A 20940-nucleotide genomic window follows, 5' to 3' on the forward strand; every position below is an offset into this window, starting at 1 on the left:
ACCGATACCACCCTTGCTGCGCCAAGCTTAGCTCTGGCTACTGATACGGGCAGTTCAAATTCTGATGGTATCACCACTGATGCAACCGTGAATGTGACGTTGGCCGCCGATGTGGCGAGCTGGCAGTATTCGCTTAATGGTGGCAGTACGTGGACAACAGGCTCAGGCACCAGCTTTGAGTTAGCCGCTGATACCGCCTATGCCATAGCCGATATTCAAGTAAAACAAACTGATGTGGCAGGTAATGCCTCATCTGCAACAAGTAATGCGGCTGCAATTACTACCGATACCACCCTAGCTGCGCCAAGCTTAGCCTTGGCTACTGATACGGGCAGTTCAAATTCTGATGGCATCACCACTGATGCAACCGTGAATGTGACGTTGGCAGCCGATGTGGCGAGTTGGCAATATTCACTCAACGGCGGCAGTACGTGGACAGCAGGCTCTGGCACTAGCTTCGAGTTAGCCGCCAATACCGCTTATACCATCGGCGATATTCAAGTTAAACAAACCGATACTGCAGGTAATACCTCATCTGCTGCCAGCAATTCAGCCGCTATTACCACCGATACCACCCTTGCTGCGCCAAGTTTAGCGTTGGCTACTGATACGGGCAGTTCAAATTCTGATGGCATCACCACTGATGCAACCGTGAATGTGACGTTGGCAGCCGATGTAGCCAGTTGGCAGTATTCACTCAACGGCGGGAGTACTTGGACAACAGGCTCTGGCACTAGCTTCGAGTTAGCCGCTGATACCGCCTATGCCATAGCCGATATTCAAGTTAAACAAACTGATGTGGCAGGTAATGCCTCATCTGCAACAAGTAATGCGGCTGCAATTACTACCGATACCACTCCTCTTGCTGCGCCAAGCTTGGCTTTGGCCACTGACACAGGCAGTTCAAATTCTGATGGCATCACTACTGATGCAACCGTGAACGTAAGCTTGGCGGCTGATGTGGCCAGTTGGCAATACTCGCTAAATAGCGGCAGTACTTGGACAACAGGAACAGGCACCAGCTTTGAGTTGAGTACAAATACCGCTTATAGCATTGGTGATGTTCAAGTTACACAAACCGATACCGCCGGTAATACCTCTGCTGCCGCCAGCAATGCAGCAACTATCACCACAGATACGACCGCACCAACAGCTGCCGCAACTGCCGTTACGATCAGCAGCGCAGAAAACGCTAGTGTACAAAGTAGCGAGATTGGCACGGCGTATTTAGTGTCCAGCAATGTTTCGGTAACATCATTGAGCGATATTACTAGTAGTGCTGATAACCAATGGAACAGCGTTGCCATTACTGCAGCCAATACGGCTACTAACCTTGATGCAACTGGTCTAGTTGATGGTAGTTATAAGGTTTATACCACTGACACAGCGGGTAACTTATCGTCAGCTTCGGCACAGACGGTAACGGTAGATAATTTTGCCGGTGATACATCTACCGTAGTGTTCGATGCAATCAGTGGCCATTCATCTGCTCATTCTAGCCGCACCTTTGATGCTAATACCACCTATACCATTTACCTGCGGGTAGACAGTAACTCTGCATCAATATCTCTTAATTCGGCAGAAAAGTGGCAGAGCGCAAATAATTTAGGGCAGGATGACGTGATTGTATTGGTCGGCAACGGCAGCCCAGTAATAGGGTACTTTAATAATAATATAAATACATTTTATACGTCTTCATCTTTTAGCAATTATAGTGTGTGGTCTTCAGGTTTTTGGGCAGCTTCAATACTCGGCTCTGGAGTTCTCGTTCGAGCTTATAACAATTCAAGACAATTTGCCGATTTATGGAACGGCAGTTACGCTGTAAACCCCAATGCTAACAACACTTTTAACCAAGTTTACCTGACTGATATGCCCACTGGTGTATTAACCTCACAAGGTTTAAACCCGGTTTAGGCTCATACCTTACTTTGTCGGCAGTCTTGGGCCAGATCGCTCAAGCTGCCAACCTATACAAGGCTATGATTAATCGAATATCTAGTGCTGCTTCTATTTACGTCAAAAGAACAAGCGGTTAAGCGCTAGAGCTCTTGGATTTAAACGCGATAAGTGGGTAGTGTTGATGGCCTTGAATTGCCATTTCATTATCCCTTACAAACCAGCGCTGCAAGCACACTAGTAGGAGAACAAGGTTTTGCCATTTAAAAAAAGTTTACGTCGTTTGGTGGATTTACAGCAGTTTGATGAATTAAAAAATCAAGCCTTAAACTATGTATTAGAAACCCATGATTTAAACGCCCAGCCCCTACTCGCCTTAGCTCATGCCCACCTAGGTGAGCGTGCCAAAGCCTTAGATATTGTAATACAAGTTAAGGCTCAATTTGACCTACTTGACTTAGAGGCTCGTATCGATTTAGCGGCGGTGTATTGTTTATTACACCAGCTTGAACACGCTTTAAATCTACTTGAAGCAGACTATCCGCAAGCGCCTTTGCACCCACTATTGATAGCCCGTTTGGCTTGGTGTCGTATGGCCCAAGGCCGGCTGGATGAAGCGCGGCACCTCTATCAACAAGCAGCGCAACTGGCTCCGCAACGTTTGCCAGTGTGGAGCCCCTTGTGCCGCTTGTATTTAGAATTACAGGACTATGACTCAGCTCAGCAGGCCTTGCACAGCGCCATTGGCCAATTAGAAGCCCTACATCAGCAACTACCCGAGCTGGTCGTCAAACAATTCACCGCCCAGTTCAGAAGTTTGCAATTAGAATTGTGGGTGGCACAAGAGCAATTAGTGGATGCTGAGCAATGGTTAGAGACTCGCCGCCACAATTTAAGCGAAGACGAGTGGGCAAACCTAGTGGTAAGTTACGCCAGTTTATTGGCTGGCCACGATAAACACAGCGCGGCAGATGAAGCCTTGCGGACGGCCCTTAAACACTATGCCAATAATCTTGGCTTATTGTCACAACTGGCCGAACTGGCACAGATGCAAGGCCGCACACAACAAACGATACAATTATTACGCCGTGCCATCCGTTTAGCCAAAGAGCAGAATAAACCCGAAGCAGGCTTGTGGGTGCGCTTGTCCAGCACTAGCTTGCAACACGCGCCTCAGCAAGCCCGACTTGCCGCAGAAAAGGCCATTGAATTAAGCAAGGCCTTAGAAGTGAGCGAACACTGCTCTGAAATAATGATCCGCCAATTACGCCAGCAAGGGCAAAATGCCTTGGCTCAAGTTGAAAGCCACGAGCAACACTTTGAGCTTGCGGAGCAGTTATTTACTGACTTGCTGAACGATAATCCGTATTTTGTGCCGGCACTGCAAGGTCTCGGCCAGCAACAGATGCAAAGGGGCAATATTGATGAGGCAGTTGCCTTGTTTGAGCGCATCAAACAAATAGATCCCGCCAAGGGCTATGCCTCCTTGATCAACGCGCGGCATTTTCCCGATGACGAGGCCAGCCTTCAACGTATCGAACAAGCCGCCCGCCAACCCAGTTTGGAAGGTAGTGTCCGTGCCGGTTTATTATTACAATTGGCCGCAAGCAGAGAAAAACGTAAAGATTACGATCAGGCTTTTGCTTTAGCGGTTGAGGCCAATAATGCCAACAAAGGTTTATTAAAATACGACCCACTGGCCCATCGTAATAGTTGTGCTCGCATCCGTTATGCTTTTAGTCGCTCACTCTATGAACATCGGCCAGATTGCGGCATTGACTCCACTTTACCCGTGTATGTACTTGGCATGCCCCGTTCAGGTACCACCTTAGTCGAGCAAATATTGGCGGGCCACAGCGAGATTTTTGGGGCCGGTGAACTGGGGATTATTCCTAGCCGTATTCAAGGTTTAAATCGCTGGGAGCGACATGTTGGCTCAGGTCGCCGTTATCCAGACTGTGTAGACGATCTTAGCCCCTATGTGAGTGCAGGCATAGCCAATGGTATCATTGCTGAGCTGCAAGAGTTGGCGGCTGATGACAAACCTCAGGCCAAACATGTTGTGGATAAACTACCCCATAACTTTGAAAATATTGGTTTAATTAAGTTTTTGTTGCCACAGGCAAAAATCATTTCAGTGCGCCGTGATCCCCGTGACATCGCCCTATCCAATTATTTTACTGACTATCAAGCTAAACATGGTGGTATGGGCTTTGCCTATGATATGAGCTGGATAGGTGAACAATTGGCCGATCACAATATGCTGATGCACCACTGGGGCCAAGTCTTCCCCGGTGAAATTTTAGAAATCAATTATGAAGATGTGGTTAACGATTTAGAGGGCTCTGCCCGTAAAATGCTGGCTTATATTGGCGTGGAATGGGAGCCGCAAGTCGTGGCTTTTAATGAGCACAAACGGCCGGTAAAAACCGCCAGTGTGTGGCAGGTTCGCCAAGCCATTTATACGACGTCAACGGCCAAATGGAAACGCTACCAACAACATTTAGCGCCCTTAACTCAAGGCACAAACAAAGCGATACGCCCTGATCCCATCAATGACATGCTCAGCCTACCTGAACCGGGTTTGTTCAGCCTTGGGGTAGATTTATATCGGCAAAAAGATCTCGACGGGGCAGAGCTTAACTTTAAAAAGGTGTTGCACCACAATCCTCAGCATGGCGCGGCTCACTATATGTTAGCCTTAGTCTATTGCTCAAAAGGTTATGTAGCAGATAGTATCCCGCTCTTTGAACACGCCCTACAACGCTGCCCGTGGCAACAAGAATGGCGTGACAAACTCATTGAGGCTTATAAGCTCATGGGGGAAGATCACAAAGCCGCCGATCTTCAAGCAAAAGCACAAACCAAAACCAATACAATGACTCACGAACACGACTTTGACGAAACAGCAGAGCCTTTGGCCTTGTTAACGTCCTCAGCCTTTGTCAGCAAACAGGAATAGGCATGACTTTTTATCAATACTTAGCGCTTAGCAGCGCGGTGTTAATGTCGTTTTTTAGCCAGGCGCAACAAGCGTTAAGCACCAAGGTGGATTTAAAACAGGCCTTGCTGGCCACCTACTCTCGCCATCCAGCGCTAATGGGGAAAGCTGCGCAAATTGAAGCAAAAAAATACTTATTAGAAAGTGCCGAAGCCCAGCGTTATCCCTCGCTGAGCGTATCTTATGGTTATGATAATGCCGATAACGATCAAGGCACTTTTGTGGCCAAACAACCTATTTGGGCCTTTGGCCGCATCGATAGTGCGATTAACTATGCCAAAACGGATGTCACGGTAGAGTATGCCGATAGAGTGCGTTTACTGCGCCAATTAATGGGCGATACCGCCAGCGCTTATGCCCGAGTATTAGGCGTAGGCAAACAACTGACGATTACCCGCAACAATATTGCTCAACATGAAGATTTGCTGGCGCAAGTGCAGCGCCGAGAAAAAGGTCAACTCGCCTCAGAAGCCGATAGTCGTTTAGCCAACTCACGTTTAACTCAAGCCAAGGCACAGGCCATACGTTTAGAAGGGGATTTTCGCGAGGCCATGTTAAAATTACAAACCCTCACCCAGTTGCCCATTAACGACATTGAGCCTATGGATCAGCAGTTTATTGCCTTGCCCGAAACACCGCGCATATTAGCCACCATTATCGACAATAGTGCCGACATCAAATACAAAGAAAGTTTAGTGGCCTTAGCGCAAAAAGACGTAAAACGTAAACGTGCTAACTATATGCCCACCTTGTTTATTAAGCTCGAACACGATTACAGCGATACCTCCATTTACGCCGATGACACGCGAGTCAGCTTAATGGTAGAAGGCGGCTTGGACGGTTTAGGTTTGATTACCCGCCGCCAAGAGCAAGCGTCTACAGCACAATTGCATGCGGCCCAACGAGATGTGCAAGTGACGCGTTTTGAGTTAGAAAATCAAGTGAATACCTATTTATCTAATCAAAAAATTCAGCAAACCCTCAGTGAAAGTTATCAATCTGCCATTGTCGAACTCACTGAAACCTTAGCCTCCTATCAACGCCAATATCGCAGCGGGCGTAAGGCGTGGATGGATATACTCAACATTCAACGAGAAATGACCGAGCAATTTTTGGCCCAAGCCCAAGCCGAAAGCGAGCTGTTAATCATTCAATTGAAATTAGCCGCCCTGATCGGTATGTTAGACATCTATCCTGCTAGCCACGCCCCTGCGCGCTACCCAGACTAAAACTAAAGTAGTTAATTAATGAACCCGATCTCCCCCATTCCAGACGAACTATTATTCAAGCGCTTGCGCGACGCTGGCGCTAAATGCGCGGAAGGTGCCTTTAAACAAGCCTATGCACAAATTAATCAACAGCAATTTGACAGTCCCCTTTCTGCGCTCAATTTGTTATTTCAGCAACTTAGTTTGCAGGGTTTTCGGGCCAATATCTTAGTGTGGCGCCGCTTTGATCGGCGTTTACTGCCCGCCCTGATGTTTTTTGATGAACAATGGTGGCAAGTCACTAACGGTGAGCCCGGTGAAGTGATCCTTGATAATGAACAAGAGCAACGGGTATTAGCCGACACTCAGGCTGAAGAAGCCCTCATTTTGTGGATCCGTGCTCCGCAAAACCAACAAGTAGACACTAGCGATTTAAAAGTAAACGCTAAAAAATTAATTTTAACTGCCTTATTTCGTCACAAGGCGTGGCTGAGCAATGTCATTATTGCCACCGTGATTGTGAACTTTTTAGCCATTTTCACTTCGTTATTTGCCATGCAGGTGTACGACCGCGTAGTGCCTACTCTGGCTTGGGCAACCTTGACCACTTTAGTTTTCGGCATGTTAATCGTGGCGGCATTAGACTGGGTGCTAAAAAACATTCGCGCCAAAATCATTGATAGTTTGGCCGCCAATGTTGACCGTGAGTTAAGCCAACATGTGTATGAGCATTTATTATCGCTGCGCCTTGATAACAAGGCTGCCAGCTTAGGGGTAGTCAACGCCCAAGTGAATGGCTTGGAGTCGGTACGCCAATTTTTTACCTCAGGCATAGTATTTGGTTTAGTTGATTTACCCTTTGCGGTGTTTTTTATTGCGGTTATTGCCTTAATTGGCGGTCATATCGCGTGGGTTTATACGGCGTTATTAATCATTGCCTTGGTATTAGGCTTTTTTATTCAATTGGGCTTAAAACAATTAATTAAACATCAAATCATCCGCTCTAACGAAAGACAGGGTTTGTTAATTGATACCATTCGTGGAGCAGAAACCATTCGCACCACTAATGCCTCATGGCGCTTTGCCAGCCAATGGAAAACCATCACCGGCTCTATTGCTAACTACCATGTTAGGCAAAAATCCATTAGCCATTTAGGTAGCTCCCTTACCGCCACCTTATCGAGCTTGGCCTACATTAGCGCCATTGTGGTTGGTGTAATGGAAATAGACGCAGGCAATCTCACGGTTGGTGGGTTGATTGCTTGTACTATTTTAGGTGGCCGCGTGATTGCCCCTGTGGCCAAAAGCACTCAGTATTTAATGAGTTGGCAGTCGGTGGCCCAGTCTATTGCCTTGGTAGATCAGTTATTGGCCAGCGAACAAGAACGTCGTCCAGAACAAAAACTGTTGTTCACCCAAAATGACATTAGCCAAGTGCAATTACACAAATTACGTTTTTTTTATGCCGACTCGCCCGTTCACCAATTAGCCATTCCTGATTTAACTTTTTCATCAGGTGATAGAGTATTACTGGTTGGCCCGGTAGGCTGTGGTAAGTCAACCTTGCTCAAGGTACTAGCTGGTTTGTACCGCCCCGCCGAAGGCAGCGTTAAAGTGGATAATTTAGATTTGTGGGAAATCGATCCTCACATCATTGCTGCCCAAGTGAGTTATTTGCCTCAGCAGGTTCATTTATTTAAAGGCACCTTAAAAGAAAACCTATCCTTATCAGGCACGGTCAGTGATAACCATGTCATGGACGTGGCCAGCGCCTTAGGGGTAGATGAGATTGCACGCCATCATCCTATGGGCATGGACTGCCCCTTAGCAGAAGGAGGAGAAGGTTTATCGGGAGGCCAACGTCAACTTGTGGCCTTAACCCGTACTATTGCCGCCCAACCCCGTATTTGGTTATTGGACGAGCCCACTGCCTCTTTGGATAACGACACTGAGCAAAAAGCGTGGCAAGTGATAAAAGAGCGCATCAAACCCGATGATATCTTGGTGGTATCAACCCATCGCCCAGTACAAGCTTTGAGCCTAGCAAACCGCGTGATTGTGATGCAACACGGCGAAGTGGTGCAAGATGGCAAACCCGAACACGTTATGACAAATCTACGTCAGCAAGGCAATAATCGCCCTCTGCCCACAGCAAGCCAAGCTCATGGCAAAGGAGGCTTGAATGTTATCTAAGCAGTTTTCTCGAAACGAAGACAACAATCAGCAACAGGCTAATCCCTTACTCGATTATCATAGACGCACGATTAATTTAATCGTGTGGCCCATTGCCATGGCCATTATGGTTTTTATTGTGTGGGCCCTGCAATTTCAAATTGATGAAGTAGCCAGAGCCAGGGGCGAAGTGATAGCCAGCAGTCGTGTGCAAGTTATCCAAGCCGTGGATGGTGGCGTATTAGCCGAACTCAATGTACGTGAAGGTGACAGAGTAGAACCCGGCCAAGTATTAGCCACCTTGGATCAAACCCGCGTAGGTGCTGCCGTAGGCGAAACCGAATCACGTTTATTTGCCTTAAAAATAAAGGCCATACGTTTGCGGGCAGAAATCATCGGCGCTGATAAGTTAGCCTTTCCAGACGAGATCGTACAACGTTACCCCGATATCGCCGAAGTGGAACAAGCCCTGTTTGAGCAACGTCGCACCGGTTTAGCCGAAGAGTTACGCACCTTAAAAGTGTCGGTCTCCTTGGCGCAACAAGAACAAGATATCGTGCAAAATCTGCTGGCCTCGGGCGATGTTAATAGCTCTGAAGTACTCAAGGCCAAAGAAGCCCTCAATGCCACTGAGGCTAAATTAATCAATCGTAAAAATAAGTTTTTAGAAGATGCCAGTTTTGAACTGACTAAAGTGGAAGACGAAATGGGTCAAAATGAGCAAGTTCTGACCCGCAAAAAACAAGAGCTACAAGACAGTGTTTTTATCGCTAAAGTACCCGGCCTGATTAAAAATGTGCGGGTTACCACGGTAGGTGGGGTATTGCGGGCCGGGGAGGAAATCATGCAGATCATTCCCATCGATGACGAATTAATTGTTGAGGCCAAAATAAGCCCTGCCGACATTGGTAGAGTGCGTCAAGGTTTAAGCGCTTTTATTCGCTTAGATCCCTATGACTACACCGTTTATGGTGGCATTGAAGCCAAGGTCATTTATGTCAGTGGCGACACCCTAAAAGAAGAGTCAGCCCAAGGCGATGAAATCTACTACCGCGTCCATATCGTACCCTTACAGCATCCGGTGGTGACCACCATTGGCAAAGATGTCGAAATGTTACCCGGTATGACAGCAGAGGTGGCAATTAAAACCAGTCAACGTAGCCTGATGGACTTCTTGCTCAAACCAATTCGTAAAACCTTAAGTGAAGCCTTTGGTGAGCGCTGATAGAAGTTAATTAACCTGAACTCGGTTTAAGGAATTGAACTAAATGCCTGTTCCAAGATCGGATCTTTCGACCAAGAGAGACCAATCAAACAAGGAACAGGCATGAAGAAATTAGTTGAATTATTTTGTGATGTCGATGATTTTTGCAAAGTATTTATTCCACAATGGCAGAAGCAACTTATTGAAGATGGCAGTCGTCAGAGACGTCGTGAAAGTCGTATGACCGTCAGCGAAGTGATGACGGTTATTATCGGTTTTCACATGTCCCATCATCGAGATTTTAAGAATTATTATCTTGGTTATGTCTCTCACTTTTATAAGAATGATTTCCCCAATTTACTCAGCTATACGCGCTTTTTGGAAGTCATGCCAGGCGTCATTGGACCGATGTGTGCTTACTTCTCATCATTGAAAGGCAAGCCTACAGGCATTGAATTTATTGACTCCACTGCATTAAAAGTCTGTCACAACATCCGAATTCCTCGACATAAAACCTTCGATGGTATAGCGCAAAGAGGCAAAGGGACTATGGGCTGGTTTTATGGATTCAAACTGCATTTAATTGTCAACTACCAAGGCGAAATTGTGGCGGCATAGGTCACCACAGGAAACGTTCATGATACCAAGCCGGTTGCTTTACTCGCCCAAGGACTCACCGACAAGCTCTATGGTGATAAGGGATATTTAAGCACATCCCTTGAAGAAGAGTTGTTTGAACAAGGAGTGACGCTCATCACGACGGTACGTAAAAATATGAAGGCGAAAGCAATGTCATTATGGGACCGAGCCATGCTGTCAAAGCGTTTCATTATCGAACGATTAATGACCAATTAAAGAACATTTCTTTTATCGAACATTCAAGACACCGTAGTATGAATGGCTTTATGCTGAATTTAATCGCTGGATTGGTGGCCTATTGCCTAAAAGAAAATAAGCCATCCCTTAATTTAACTGACGTAGAACGCAATTCTATGATTATTACTTAAACCGATCTGGGGTTAATTAAGCATAACCAAGTACCTTAGCTACCAAATGGCATGCCGTGATTGCAAATTGATACAAGTCACTGCTTTTCATGTGCATAAACTTAAATTAAGCTGCGCGAAGAATTAATTAAGATGGCAGAAATAACTTGAAAAATATTCATATGAAAGGATTTTTACCAAAACTGAAACGAACACCAAAAGCGGTTATGTTTGGCTTAATGTTGTCTTCGATAAGCCAACTTAGCCAAGCGACTGTGGTTGAAATACGGACATCTTTGGGTCCGATTAAAGTCAATTTATTCGATGAAACTACCCCTGAAACAGTCGATAATTTTTTAACTTATGTGAGGAATGGAGAATACATTAACAATGTAGTCCATCGTGTGGAGCCGGGTTTTGTGATTCAGGCCGGTGGATTTAAATATGATGAAGTTGAAATCTTAGAACCTTTATGCCCAAATGATTCTTGTACAAAAATAGTTAATGAGCCTAAGTTGTCAAATGTGCGCGGCACCATTGCCATGGCCAAACAAATTGGCAACGTGAATAGTGCCACTTCTCAATGGTTTTTTAATCTAAAAGATAACAGTGCAGGTAGCGGCAGATTAGACACTCAAAATGGTGGTTTTTCGGTTTTTGGCCAGGTAATCGATGATGGGGTGGGAATGGAGGTGATCGAAGCTATTGCTAAAGTTAAGGTATTTGATGCAAGCACAGTTTTGAATAGTGCCGCTTTTGCTAGTTTACCACTTAGAAATTATGTATCTGGTGATATAACAGCAGACAACTTAGTGCTGATTTCTGATGTGGTAGTTATTGATCCTGCGGTTTCGACTCACCCTGAAATCGTGCCGGCTAATAATACCTTGATTAACAGTTCTAATGGTGGTGATTCAAATTCAGGCGGTGGTGGCGCGCTTGGATGGTTATCGCTGATAGTACTACTATTACTGGGTCGCAGAGTACGTCGGGTTTAATCATCTGGCTTATGCTTTATAGCGTTATTAGAAAGATGGACTTGTTCCATCTTTTTTTATGCCTGCGAAGAGGAATATAATTGTACGGAGATTTATTTTAGATATAAAAAAGCCCCGCACAATGGCAGGGCTCTTGATAACACTTATGTAATCACTAAGTGATTACTTTTTAGCTTCAGCTGCTTTACGCGCTTTAGTGTCGGCAATAACTTTCTCAGAAACGTTATTTGGACAAGGCATGTAGTGTGAGAACTCCATAGAGAACTGACCACGGCCTGAAGTCATCGTACGTAGTGTACCGATATAACCAAACATTTCTGCTAGTGGTACGTCGGCTTTAATACGAACTCCTGTTACGCCAGCTTCTTGGTCTTTGATCATACCGCGACGACGGTTTAAGTCACCGATTACGTCACCAACGTGATCATCAGGAGAGAACACGTCAACTTTCATGATAGGTTCAATCAATTGAGGACCCGCTTTTGGAATCGACTGACGGAATGCACCTTTAGCCGCAATTTCAAACGCGATGGCTGATGAGTCAACTGCGTGGAAACCACCGTCAGTTAATTCTACTTCTACGTCTAATACGGGGAAGCCAGCTAAGGTGCCTGAATTCATCATGCCCTTGAAGCCTTTTTCAATGGCAGGGAAGAATTCTTTAGGAACGTTACCGCCCACAACAGAAGACTTAAATGCGAAACCAGAATTAGCTTCACCAGGACGAATTTTATAGTCGATTTTACCGTATTGACCAGAACCACCAGATTGTTTCTTATGGGTATAAGAATCTTCAACTTCTTTGGTGATGGTTTCACGGTAAGCAACTTGCGGTTCACCAACGATTAAGTCAACACCGTAAGTACGCTTAAGAATGTCTACTTTGATGTCTAAGTGTAATTCACCCATACCTTTAAGGATGGTTTCACCAGAGTCAATGTCGGTTTCAACACGGAAAGTAGGATCTTCAGCAACCATTTTACCGATTGCGATACCCATTTTCTCAGAACCACCTTTATCTTTAGGTGCAACAGCAATTGAGATTACTGGCTCTGGGAATACCATGGCTTCAAGTGTACATGGGTGCTTAGGATCACAAAGAGTGTGACCAGTTTGCACGTTTTTCATGCCCACGATAGCGATGATGTCACCGGCAGTTGCAGAGCTGATTTCAAGACGCTCATTTGCTTGCATCTCAACCATACGGCCGATACGCTCAGTCTTACCAGTGAAAGAGTTTAGGATGCTATCACCTTTGTTCAATACACCTGAGTATACGCGAACGAAAGTGAGGGCACCGAAACGGTCATCCATGATTTTAAACGCTAGTGCGCGGAAAGGTTCAGCCGCATCAACCTTAGCGAATTTTCCAATTGGGTTACCTTCTTCGTCAGTTAATGGCTGAGGATTAACTTCGTTTGGCGCAGGTAAATAATCAACAACAGCGTCAAGTACGTTTTGAACGCCTTTGTTTTTAAAGGCTGAACCACAGAAAGTTGGGAAGAAAGCAAGGTCTCTCGTTCCTTTACGGATACAACGCTTAAGGTCTTCGATAGAAGGCTCTTCACCATCCATATAAGCCATCATTAGATCGTCGTCTTGCTCAACAGCTGTTTCTACCAATTGCTCACGGTATTGTTCAACTTTATCAACCATGTCAGCAGGAACATCTTCAATTTTGTAATTTTCTGGTAAACCAGTGTCGTCCCAGATGTAGGCTTTACGTTCTAGCACGTCAACAACACCACAAAACTCGTCTTCGATACCGATTGGAAGCGTCATAACTAGCGGGTTAGCAGCCAATACTTTTTTGATTTGGCCAACAACACGGTAAAAATCAGCGCCCATACGATCTAATTTGTTCACGAAAATAACACGTGAAACCTTAGAATCGTTCGCATAACGCCAGTTAGTTTCTGATTGGGGTTCTACACCGCCTGAACCACAGAATACGCCGATACCGCCATCAAGTACTTTAAGTGAACGGTAAACTTCAACGGTGAAGTCAACGTGCCCAGGAGTATCGATAACGTTAAAACGGTGACCTTTCCAGAAACAGCTTACTGCTGCTGACTGGATAGTAATACCGCGCTCAGCTTCTTGTTCCATGAAGTCAGTGGTAGATTCACCGTCATGTACTTCACCGGTCTTATGGATTTTACCGGTAAGTTTTAGGATACGTTCTGTAGTGGTAGTTTTACCCGCGTCAACGTGGGCGAAAATACCGATGTTTCTGTATAAGGATAAGTCTGTCATTGTTTCAACTTCGGTCTGAGTAAAAATTGCGCGGGATTATACAAGATATTTTTGCAGCTTGCTGATTTCTTTTTGCAGAAATATCAATATATTGCCAGCATGGGTCTAAAATTTTGATTATTTTTAGGTAAAACGGGCTGAATTTGCTTACATGATAGGCATCACTCGATTACGTCCAAGACGTTTGGCTTCATAGAGCTGTTTATCTGCACTCTCAACTAACACCAAAGGATTCATTCCTTTTCTTAATTCAGCAATACCAAATGAAGCCGTTATGTCGCCGAGTACTTCACCTGTTCTTTTGTCTTTTACTGCGATTTTTTCCATAGAACGGCGCATGGTTTCAGCCAAACTTCGGGTTTTAGCAAAGGTTGAGTTAGGTACAATGATGGCAAACTCTTCACCGCCGAAGCGAAAAGCTTGGGCACTGTCTCGACAGCAGGCCTGTATTTTTTTGGCTGCGGCCTTGAGCACTAAATCGCCCATAACATGCCCATAGTTGTCATTGATTTTTTTGAAATGGTCTAGATCAACGATAATTAAAAACAAATTTGGATGCACTGCATGACTGGCTAATTCTTCATCAAAATAGCGTCTGTTGCTCAGGCCAGTTAGGGCATCATACAAGGCTTCTTGTTGGCTTTTTTCAAGCTGCGAGCGCAAGGCTGATATTTCAGTTTGTGCCTCTGCTAAAGCAGAATTAAAACTCATGGTGCTGCGCCGAATATTTTGGGTTTCTTTGACTAAGTTGCGCACCAAGGCCATCACTTCTTCGATGGATAAACCCTCTTTTTCAACTTTAGTCAGATTGTCAACACAGTTGTCCATGGTAATTTTAAAGCCGTTTGTTTCACTGCGAGTATCAGTGATTGACTGAGTTAGCTCTATTAACATCGCTTCCATGCTTTGTCGTAGTTCCCACGCCGTCACCTCTTGGCTCTCTGACAAATACTGACGATATAGTTCTTTGGTTTTTGCTTCAGTAATTGGTCGCTCCTGCTTTATAACCCCTTCTAAGGCAAGATTAAGTTCAGGTACTTCATTCGACACATAGGTGTACCACAGCGCATAATTTATTGGCAAAGCGGCTACTTTATGTTTAATCAGCAAAGGAATCGTTTGCTTTAAATTACTAAAAGACATTTCAAAATTTTTGTCAGACATTGGATGAGTGCCCACTTAAATGAAAACACATGAAATTAAGCGTAGTCTAGCCTTGAAACACAGAGCATTAAACCTTTACTCCATGTTAGTTGCAAAGTAGAGCGGAGGCAGAGGTTTAGATTAGTTAGGTAAGGCGCTTAGCGCACCTTACCTAACGCTCAATATTAATGTACCCAGTGGTGTTTCTGTGCTTTGGCTTTGATGGCGTCCGCTGTTTCCTTTGGCATATAAAGTTGATGATTGTTTTCAAAGAAAAAGCTGTGGCGTTTATTTTTGCTGCCGACTTCGTTCATGGTCGCTGATTCGTAAATACGACCATTTAACACGGTGTAGTCAACATATTCACTGCGGCTCACATCATTCAATACATTGCCATCGGTGATAAAGAAATCGGCTAGTTTGCCTTCTTCAATACTACCAATGTGTTTATCCATGCCTAAATGCGTTGCGCCATCTATTGTTGCTGCGCGCAATGCCTCCCAAGGGGTAAAGCCACCTTGGGTCATAAGTTGGAGTTCCCAGTGCGCAGCTAAGCCCTCACGTTGACCGTGCGCACCAATGTGCACGCTTACACCTTTATCTCGTAGCGTTTTAGCATAGGCCGCCACTCTTGGATGATTGTATTGAGAATCTGGCGCTGTGGGCCTTACGATTGCACGTTCGTCTAATAAAAAGCTTGGTGTATAGCGTAACAAACGGGGGTTAAGCCATACGTCGTTGCGATCGTACATGTATTCTTCACCCATCATGCCACCATAAGACACGACAAACGTGGGGGTATAGCCAAATTTAGTTGCCGCCCATAAAGACGTTAAGTCACTGTAGCCTGTTGCGATGGGTAGGGAGTGTTCAAGTCCAGTATGGCCATCCACCAACATACTGATGTTCTGCTGAAATTTACCACCCCCTTCAGGTACGACCATCATACCGAGCTCTTTCGCCGCAGCTAAAATTTGCTGACGCTGTGAGCGAGCAGGTTGGTTATAGCTTTTAACTGAAATAGCGCCAGTGTCTTTGAGGCGTTGCACGTGATAAAGCGCATCTTCTAAGGTGTTGATGACGGCTTTGTAAGCGTAGGCCTCAGCGCCGTATAAAATAGTACCTGTTGAATAAATTCGTGGTGCCACGATTTTTCCAGCTTTTTGTAATTCTGCTGCTGAAAATATCTCTGTCGTGTCGTTTGAAGGATCGTGAATGGTGGTGACACCAAAAGCGACATTGGAATACATCGCCCAATTTTGCTGAGGTATGATTTCATTGCTGCCCTGCGCGCCATGGGCATGGGTGTCAACCAGTCCAGGCACAACTGTTTTGCCTTTGGCGTCAACAATTAGCGTACCCTTAGGTATTTTGACCGTATCTGCGCCACCGACTTTTTCGATGCGATTATCCTTAATCAGGATAACGCCATTTTTTATGACTTCCTGCTCGTTGTTTGCGTTACGCATGGTCACGATATTGCCACCCACAATCGCTTTATAACCAGTAGGCTTATCACTTGGCTGTTCAAAAGACACACTAATACCTTCAGTGACTGGCTCTGGAAGGGTTTCAGGTGCACCCGCAATAAAATCAAAGGCATCTTTTAACTCGCGCTCGTAGTAGTTTGCACCATGATACCAACTGACTGCTTGGCTATCTGCCCGCCATGTTAAGTATTCACCGGCATGACTGGATAATTGTTTAACAGGTAGAGCCGAAGATTTTGGGCCTATATTTACTCGCTTACCTGTATCAACAAAAGGAGCAACATAAGCATTATATTGGTTCACAAACGCAACCCACTTTTTGTCATTAGACAGACGATATTCAGACACATTATCCGCACCGTATAAATGCTCTCGTTTGTCTTCCCCATTTAAATCAACACTGATTAATTGTGTTTCTGGATAACTGCTGCCTGGAACTGAGGTGGTCAGATACACACGGCTATTATCTCCGGCAAAGTGTGGTGCCCAACCTGATTGACTGACACGTATATTTTTGCCCGATTTTAAATCAAGTACGTAAACGCCAGGTTCAACTGAATAATTAGGACTAAGTAGATAACCACCAGTGGCTTTTCGATAAGTAATCATTTTATCGTCAGTAGAGAAACTCGGCTCTATATAGTGACCTGGTGTTGTACTGACTACTTTGTCGTTACGACCAGAAACACTGATTGTGCGAACAGTTCCCAGCTTTTGATCATTCCATGTGGTGTAGACAATGCTTTTTCCGTCATTTGAGTAGCGAGGGTAAAGCTCATCGTATTCGTTTTGTTTGGTGAGGCGTTTGATTTTGCCAGATTTGATGTCTTTGGTGTACAGCTTACCTAAGGCTTGAAACAACAACGTGGAGCCGTCTTGTGAGCGTTGGGTCCAGCGCGCCATTTTGACCTTAAATGTATCGGGCGCCACATCAACATCAAAACGTAAGGCGTCTGCATAATGTAGCTCTGCGTTTACTTTGACTGGAATCGTATATACAGAACCGTCTTCCACATCTAAACGATGAAACTTTCCTGCTGTCCAAAATACAATATTTTTCGAGTCAGGAGTCCAATCGAAATAGGCAAAGTAGCCCTCTGTCCCGAACCCTTCTTGCATGTCTCTTTCAAGATCGAAGTACAGTGGGGTCTCAATACCGGTGCTTATTTCTTTAACGAACAGTACGGTTTTTTCTTGCACACGTCGAATAAAAGCAATGTGTTTCCCGTCAGGCGAAGGTGTTGGCACAACTGCACCACCCGTGCCACTGATATAGGTTTCTTCATCACCGTTGGCTAACTCATAGCGGGTAATAGCAAAAAGCCCCTTGAGTGGATCTCGGTTATAGCTAAATGTGCTGCCACTGCTGATATCTTGAGTGAAGTACACATATTTTCCATCAACAGAAAATGCGGGATCAGCAATGTTCTTTTGGTCTTTTTTACCATTCACACGCTCTTTTAAAGCTAAGCCGTCACCTCCACTTTTATGATAAAGCCAGATCTCACCTGCAGGAATACTGCGTGAAGACATGATTCCTTTTGTTACGACGATGTATTCGCCGTCAGGGCTCCACTTAGGTGAGTGAATTAAATTGTTCTTTTCATTACTGAGTTGTTTGAGGTTTGTTCCGTCTTTATCCATTACCCAAAGATTTGAAATACCGCCTCTGTCTGAAATAAAGGCAATGTGCTTACCATCAGGACTAACTGCTGGGTGAATGTTCCACGCAAAATCTTGCGTTAGGGCTTTGGCTTGACCGCCAGACAAGGGCACTTCATATAAATCGCCCAACATGTCAAACACCATCGTTTTACCGTCTGGAGTGATGTCGAGGCTTGACCATGTCGTTTGTTCGGTTTCAATGCGTAAGCTTTGCAAAGGAAAGGGAGGGTTAAGCACATCCCATTTGGGTTTTTCTTTTATTTCTTCGGCAGCAAAAACGTGGCTGCATGCCGCAAAAGCACAAATAAGGGTCATGCCCAATAATGTGGTATTAATGTTAATCATGGATTTTCCTGCCGTATTTTATTTTTTAGTATGGCTGACGCACTTTTACTGCTTTAGCGTAGCTGATTAGAGAGTCTAATAAAGATGTAGGATCTTTACTAATATCAATGCAAAAAAGCGTGTACGCAAAGTGTAAAAAAAACGCTCAAAATAGAGTGTTCAGATATTCGCTAACTATTATGATAAACCACTAATAATCTGCACTTGCGCGATATCTGTATCACCTTTCAACACTTTTAATATGCCATCTTGGGTGAGGGTGCGCATGCCGTCTTTCATGGCCTGGGCTTTCATTTCATGTACTGAGGCTTCTTTATACACCAGTGCCCGTAATTCGGCGGTCATGGCTAATAACTCATGGACACCAGTACGTCCACGATAACCGGTGTTGCCACACTCATCACAGCCTTTGCCACGGGTTAGCATGATTTGCTCCGGCAGGTTCAATTCTGCAATATAAGCTTCGCCATACTGGCGTTTTATAAAGGCGGTATCAACTTCGCTGGCTGGATATTTCTCTTTACAATTGGGGCAAATGGTACGCACGAGACGCTGAGCCAGAATGCCCACACAAGCATCTGAAAAGTTAACCGGGTCAAGCCCTAAATCCAATAAACGGGTGATGGTTTCTGGTGCTGAGTTAGTGTGCAAGGTTGAAAAGACCAAGTGACCGGTTAGTGAAGCTTCAATACCCGCATGGGCAGTTTCTTTGTCCCGCATCTCACCAATTAGAATTACGTCGGGGTCGGCCCGCAAAAAAGCGCGCAAAGCGTTAGCAAAGGTGAAACCAATTTTAGGACTGACTTGTACTTGTTGCAGACCAGCTTGGGTTATTTCTACTGGATCTTCTGCGGTCCAGATTTTTTTCTCAGGCGTATTAATGTGTCCAAGAATGGCGTGCAGTGTGGTGGTTTTACCCGAACCTGTGGGGCCCACCACTAACAAAATACCATGGGGTTTCTTAACCATAGTTTCTATGGTCGCATAGTTATTAGGAGACAAATTCATTTTGCCGATGGGTAGGGCGCCGCCAGAGGCAAGAATACGCATAACTACGCCTTCACCCGCGACAGTCGGAATGGTTGCTACCCGAACTTCTATTAGTTGACCACTCATGCGAAAGGATAATTTACCATCCTGTGGAACCCGTTTTTCGGCAATATTTAAATTGGACATGATTTTGATACGCGCAATCACCGCGCTATGGTGCGAGGCAGGTACTTGGGTTATATCTCGACATACACCGTCTATACGCATTCTGACGCGAGTGGGGGCGTTCTTTTCAGGGTCAATGTGAATATCAGAAGCATTAAGTCGTTTTGCATCATGTAGAACACGGCTTACCAAACGCACCACTGCGGGCGCATCATCTGACATTTCATCGGTACTTTCATCTAGCTCGTCTGCACTGCCACTGATTTCATCGAGAATTTCATCCATAGCGCCCGGGCCTGCACCACCGACGGCCTCACCTAAATATTGCAATACAATATTGGGTAAACTGACTGATATCTCATAGCTATCGATACCCAATGCACTTTCTATTTCCATCAGCAGGGCCGCATTATTGGGCTCAGCCATTAACACTATTGGATTTTCTGCTACATCAGCTAATACAGCGACAAAGTTACGTTTTAGATACGAGAGGTTAAGTCGGCTCTCACTTTGAAACATATGATATTTGTCGGGTAAATAAGGTAGAAATGGCACTTGGAAGTGCACGGATAAAGCGTTACCTAATTCTTCGTCTGGGATTCGATATTCAGAGGTTAAGCGTTGAACAATTTGTCGATTATCACCACTCGCTTCACAAATTTTGCTTAATTGGTCTTCAGTGATGAGTTTACGATGCACTAAATAATCAAAAGGTTTACTGGTACCACCTAGTTCGTAACGGAACTTCTTCCCCATTATTTCAGCTACTAAATTAGCGAGGTCGAGATCAGCTTGTTCGAAGGCCCCTTCCTTTTTATTGATAATCTGCATAACACCCATCAATACTCCCGAATCAAGTATGGGCACGCAAATGACATTTCGGGTTTTAAAAGTGGAGTTTTTATCAAAACGGTCAGCGAATTTAAGGCGCTGGTGGATAGCGGCAAGTTCTTCTTTATTATATGGGTCGTTAATAAGTAGTGGGCTTTGACTCAGTGCGACATACCCGGCAATAGACAAGGGGCTAATAGGAACCTTGATTTCTTTTGATTCTTTACCTGTTTTAAAACGTGCGACTAAATCTTGATGTTGGCGACGACGTTGAAAAATACTCATACGTTCAGTATTAAACAACTCAAGAATGAAAGGCTCAAGCTTGCCATAGGCATCCATCAACGATGGGTGAGCCGCCAGGAGCTGGTTAATATGTTTCAGTTTATCGGCGTGAATGTCAGGGTTAGTCATCGTTATTTTTATGTTTAATCTTTTTTAATTCAAGCATCTACTATAACGTAGCCAATATCTTAGGCAAATAGCTTTTACTATCTATAGGTATCAGGCAGTAACACTTTTGACACTAAGATATCAAAGACGCTGGAAGGCTTGATGATTTAGCTCTGTTAAAGATGTGGCAAGTA

Annotated in this window: 10 protein-coding genes and 1 pseudogene; 7 read left to right on the plus strand and 4 right to left on the minus strand. The window is 44.8% G+C overall.

Features of this window, described 5'->3' with window-relative positions; all coding sequences use genetic code 11:
* The 7 genes and pseudogenes from ACEN2L_RS12585 to ACEN2L_RS12615 form a co-directional block, all read left to right on the plus strand.
* The coding region (locus ACEN2L_RS12585; protein ID WP_441744181.1) for a beta strand repeat-containing protein at nucleotides 1-1917 on the plus strand (1917 nt) is incomplete at its 5' end.
* Between the two features lie 238 nt (nucleotides 1918-2155).
* Nucleotides 2156-4861, plus strand: coding sequence for a sulfotransferase (locus ACEN2L_RS12590; protein WP_441744183.1), 2706 nt, complete (start codon nucleotides 2156-2158; stop codon nucleotides 4859-4861).
* Nucleotides 4862-4863: 2 nt separating this feature from the next.
* A complete protein-coding gene (locus ACEN2L_RS12595) occupies nucleotides 4864-6129 on the plus strand; it encodes a TolC family protein (RefSeq protein ID WP_441744185.1) in 1266 nt (421 codons plus the stop codon).
* An 18-nt stretch (nucleotides 6130-6147) separates the two neighbouring features.
* A complete protein-coding gene (locus tag ACEN2L_RS12600; protein ID WP_441744187.1) occupies nucleotides 6148-8301 on the plus strand; it encodes an ATP-binding cassette domain-containing protein in 2154 nt (717 codons plus the stop codon).
* A complete protein-coding gene (locus ACEN2L_RS12605) occupies nucleotides 8291-9505 on the plus strand; it encodes an HlyD family efflux transporter periplasmic adaptor subunit (protein ID WP_441744189.1) in 1215 nt (404 codons plus the stop codon). Before ACEN2L_RS12600 ends, ACEN2L_RS12605 begins: the two co-directional genes overlap by 11 nt.
* 102 nt (nucleotides 9506-9607) lie before the next feature.
* Nucleotides 9608-10491, plus strand: a pseudogene (locus ACEN2L_RS12610) (IS982 family transposase).
* A gap of 146 nt (nucleotides 10492-10637) precedes the next feature.
* Nucleotides 10638-11468, plus strand: coding sequence for a peptidylprolyl isomerase (locus ACEN2L_RS12615; RefSeq protein ID WP_441744191.1), 831 nt, complete (start codon nucleotides 10638-10640; stop codon nucleotides 11466-11468).
* Nucleotides 11469-11630: 162 nt separating this feature from the next.
* Here the strand turns inward: ACEN2L_RS12615 and fusA are convergent, their stop codons facing one another.
* The 4 genes from fusA to ACEN2L_RS12635 all read right to left on the minus strand — a co-directional run bounded on the left by fusA (nucleotide 11631) and on the right by ACEN2L_RS12635 (nucleotide 20767).
* Nucleotides 11631-13724 (minus strand): elongation factor G, encoded by a 2094-nt coding sequence (gene fusA, locus ACEN2L_RS12620; RefSeq protein WP_441744192.1) that lies wholly within the window; start codon nucleotides 13722-13724, stop codon nucleotides 11631-11633.
* 147 nt (nucleotides 13725-13871) lie between these two features.
* Nucleotides 13872-14888, minus strand: coding sequence for a GGDEF domain-containing protein (locus ACEN2L_RS12625; RefSeq protein WP_441744194.1), 1017 nt, complete (start codon nucleotides 14886-14888; stop codon nucleotides 13872-13874).
* Nucleotides 14889-15052: 164 nt separating this feature from the next.
* Nucleotides 15053-18367, minus strand: a complete 3315-nt coding sequence (locus ACEN2L_RS12630; protein WP_441744196.1) for an amidohydrolase family protein — start codon at nucleotides 18365-18367, stop codon at nucleotides 15053-15055.
* A 177-nt stretch (nucleotides 18368-18544) separates the two neighbouring features.
* Nucleotides 18545-20767 (minus strand): ATPase, T2SS/T4P/T4SS family, encoded by a 2223-nt coding sequence (locus tag ACEN2L_RS12635; protein ID WP_441744198.1) that lies wholly within the window; start codon nucleotides 20765-20767, stop codon nucleotides 18545-18547.
* Between the last annotated feature and the right edge of the window lie 173 nt (nucleotides 20768-20940).

This window comes from Flavobacterium sp. W21_SRS_FM6, assembly GCF_052119645.1.
Lineage (GTDB): Bacteria > Pseudomonadota > Gammaproteobacteria > Enterobacterales > Alteromonadaceae > Paraglaciecola.